Source organism: Arthrobacter sp. B0427-1-12, from assembly GCF_059092905.1.
Map to the genome: position 1 here is coordinate 1 of NZ_JBNHIC010000125.1, position 3,107 is coordinate 3,107.

The following is a 3,107-nucleotide window of genomic DNA, read 5'->3' on the forward strand; positions in this document are numbered from 1 at the left end:
CCTGGCAGGACGAGCAGGGGCGCCTCTGGGACGTACTGGTCATGGCGGCCGGTGCGGCCCGCGCTGCCCGGTCCTGTTCCAGGATTCCGTTCTCCGTTTTTCGGGTTCCCAACGTTGCGGGAGCCGAAGCACCGGAAGAAGTCCGACTGCACCTTCACATCGGCCCGGCCGATACCCCCGATCCCGTGCTGACCATCCTGCTGCCCCACGAAGACTGAACCCATCTGTCATCCCGGGTTTGCCCGCTCCCTATGGAGTGGGCAAACCCGGGATGACCTACACCTTTCGACAGAAGTTTTTATCAGGATCCGAGGAAGGGGCACGAAGAAAGATGAGCGAACGTACGCGGGCACTTGAAGACGAGCACCTCCAGGCTGCCATCGACGAGGCAATGCAGAACGTGGAGGAACTGGAGGCTGACAGCTGCAGGAGCGCCGCCGCTGCCTGGTACGGGACATATCAGACCCTGCACCGCTTCCTTCACACCCCTGAATGCCTCCCGGCGTCAAAGACGCGCCTACGATAAAACCGACAGACCAGGGAGGGACACCGCCAGATGATCACCATTGCCGCCACCAAAGAACCGGACCGTTTTCACGTGGTCTGCCGTGAATGCCTCTGGACCCCCGGCAGGCAGATGCCCTGGAACGACGCTAACGATACCGGCGCGGCCCACGGCCCCGAATGCCCCGGATCAGTCCCGAAAACAGCCACCCGCACCCAGATCAACCGTGCCAGAAAGCTTCTGTCCGGCGACTACTAAAACGTCCACCATCTATAGGCCGCACACACAGTACATCCCCCTGGGGCTTCAGCTGAACCGCGGCTCGCTTAGACTCAATGGTGAAAGCGCCCTGCCAAGTCTGTTGATCTGACAATCGTGGACCTCCTGCAGGGCGCTTTTCCATGCCCTGGCCACTGCCGTCCCCCTACCGGAAACCGTGCATGCATTGGTTGATACCGATGTCGGACGCCAAACAGCCCGCCCCCGTTCTGCGAAGCAGACCGAGACTGCCCACAGCACTTTACGAAGCCGCCTCCTGCCCTGGCCCCGTATCCACCCCGCAAAATTGAAGATCCCAGGGAGCCGTCGACGCCGCGCATGCTGCCGCCGGGTAACTGCCCGGATTTCCCGGAATCGCTCCGCTCCATCTGGAGCGTCGCCTTGATGTGGCCAAGGTGGCTGCCACCGCCCATGCCGGGGCCCCGCTCATCGCAGCCCGAGCCCTCGTGAGGTATCGACGGGTCCGAAGAGGCTGGGAGGCAGTCATATTGGGACCATTGGCTGCTCCGTTGTGGTCCGCGCGCTTCATGTCCAGGCTGTCGGGATCGAGGCCGGCGGATGAGCGGCGGACTCGTTGCCTTCGGGCAGATCATCATGCGGATGGAAGCCGAACATGCTGCACAAGCCGAGGCAGTTATGGAGTCCGGGCGGGACAGCTCTTAGCCACTACCCGCCCCGGCGGGCAGGGTAAGCCCGGCCAGGGACCAGGACCGGGCCGGCCGCATTGCCGCGCCGAATCCTTCACGGCCCAGCCTGCCCGGGCAGAACCCGGGACGCCTGGCCGGGCAGACCCCGGGATGCCTGGCCGGGGGCTGGACTCCTGGACCCTGTCCGGGCCGTCGATTGATGGGGATGTCGCATGGGCCAACGATCCCAACGCTATTGACAGCCCAGTCTCGCCCCGCCTATATTTGTTTATACACAATCAACAAAATAGGAATGGTTCCCGTGGCGGTTACCGCTTTGCTTATACCAACCGATATGGCTTAACCATTGGAGACCCGTGAGCTGGAGGCAGATCTGAAGACCCTGCAGTCGCTGGTGGGCGGCGACATTGAAGCCGTGGGTGATGCATTGATGACTGTGTACCTGAATGAGCTGGGCAAGGCCGCGGGAATGCCTCATAACCTGCGGGCGAGCCTGCTGTGCCGGGCTGATGGCCTGATCCGGGCAGAGGACTGGATCGCGGGACCGGCCGTCGTTCTGGCGCCCGGCCCAGACGGGCAGGATTCCAGCGTCCGTCCCGGAGTTATTGCGGCCGGCGGCCGTCTGTCGGATGCCCTGGCCCGCATCAGCGGCTAATTCAATCGGGACGGCCGGGGACTCTCGGCCGCCCGGAGCCCTAGGAAGGATGGATCCATGGCTTCACTTGCTCTGACCCACACCCCGGCCGCCGGGACCTTGCTTGATGGAACCGTCCGGAGTGACGGGTCGAATCTGGTGTTGAAGGAGCTGGGCTGGCGCTGGTCCCGTGGCATTGGCTGCTGGTATGTCCCCAGGTCCCGGGACGCTGCTCCCGACCACTGCCTCATCGATCTCACCCTGGAGCGGCTGGGCGCCGAAGGCTTCAGCGTGGACACCGAGATAGATGAAGGTTTCCGTTCCGCCTCGGAGGTTCAGGCAGACCACCTTGACCGCGCCACGGAGCGGGCCGAAGCGCTGGAGGCCAGGACCGAAGCGAAAACCTGTGCGGCCGCCAACGCTTCACAACGGCATCGTCAGATGGCCGATCGGATTCCGTTCGGCCAGCCCATCCTGATCGGGCACCACTGCCAGGCACGGATACGCCGCCACTATGACCAGGTCGCCAGGGCTAACGATCGGGCGGTGAAGGCGGCGGAGGCTGCAGAAGCTACCCGCAAAGCCGAGGTGGCGGTTCCGGTCTCCCCTGAGCGCCAGAATCCGGTCACGGTGTACAGCCGGATCGAAAAGCTCAAGGCCGATCTGCGCTCCATCGAACGACGCCTGAACGGATACCGCCGCACCCTCTACGGCGGCAACTACGACATCACTCCGCCGGCCAAGGGGACATACTGCCAGGGCCTGCTGGCCAGGCAAGGCCAGCTGACCGACCAGCTCGCCTACTGGAACGGGATCCGCCCCCGGCAGAGCGCCGCCGGCATGGCCACCGACTACTCAAAGAACACCGTCAAAGCCGGGGACCTGGTCAAGATCAACGGCCGCTGGCATCGGGTCCTGCGCGCCAACCCCAAGACCGTCACCGTCACCAGCGACAACGGCTTCCCGCTGAAGGCCAGCTACCCCTCCATACAGGAGTACCAGCGCACCGAATAGCCCCGCCGCACCGGCAGAGGAAAGGAGG

Annotated in this window: 4 protein-coding genes and 1 pseudogene; all 5 read left to right on the forward strand. The window is 64.2% G+C overall.

Annotated features, from left to right (window positions below; genetic code table 11):
• Positions 1 to 218, forward strand: a pseudogene (locus AC5RWU_RS23980) (DUF6573 family protein); the annotation flags it as partial.
• 113 nt (positions 219 to 331) lie between these two features.
• A complete protein-coding gene (locus AC5RWU_RS23985) occupies positions 332 to 526 on the forward strand; it encodes a hypothetical protein (protein ID WP_493986676.1) in 195 nt (64 codons plus the stop codon).
• Positions 527 to 556: 30 nt separating this feature from the next.
• Positions 557 to 763, forward strand: a complete 207-nt coding sequence (locus tag AC5RWU_RS23990) for a hypothetical protein (RefSeq protein WP_493986677.1) — start codon at positions 557 to 559, stop codon at positions 761 to 763.
• A 1,014-nt stretch (positions 764 to 1,777) separates the two neighbouring features.
• Positions 1,778 to 2,086, forward strand: a complete 309-nt coding sequence (locus AC5RWU_RS23995) for a DUF3846 domain-containing protein (protein WP_493986678.1) — start codon at positions 1,778 to 1,780, stop codon at positions 2,084 to 2,086.
• A 57-nt stretch (positions 2,087 to 2,143) separates the two neighbouring features.
• Positions 2,144 to 3,079 carry a DUF3560 domain-containing protein gene (locus AC5RWU_RS24000; protein WP_493986679.1) on the forward strand — a complete coding sequence of 312 codons (936 nt, stop codon included), beginning with the start codon at positions 2,144 to 2,146 and terminating at the stop codon, positions 3,077 to 3,079.
• Positions 3,080 to 3,107 lie beyond the last annotated feature (28 nt).

What these genes read in the sequence shown, in the direction of transcription:
- AC5RWU_RS23985 (WP_493986676.1), top strand. Translation starts at nt 332, where the DNA reads ATGAGCGAACGTACGCGGGCACTTGAAGACGAGCACCTCCAGGCTGCC.
- AC5RWU_RS23990 (WP_493986677.1), top strand. Translation starts at nt 557, where the DNA reads ATGATCACCATTGCCGCCACCAAAGAACCGGACCGTTTTCACGTGGTC.
- AC5RWU_RS24000 (WP_493986679.1), top strand. Translation starts at nt 2,144, where the DNA reads ATGGCTTCACTTGCTCTGACCCACACCCCGGCCGCCGGGACCTTGCTT.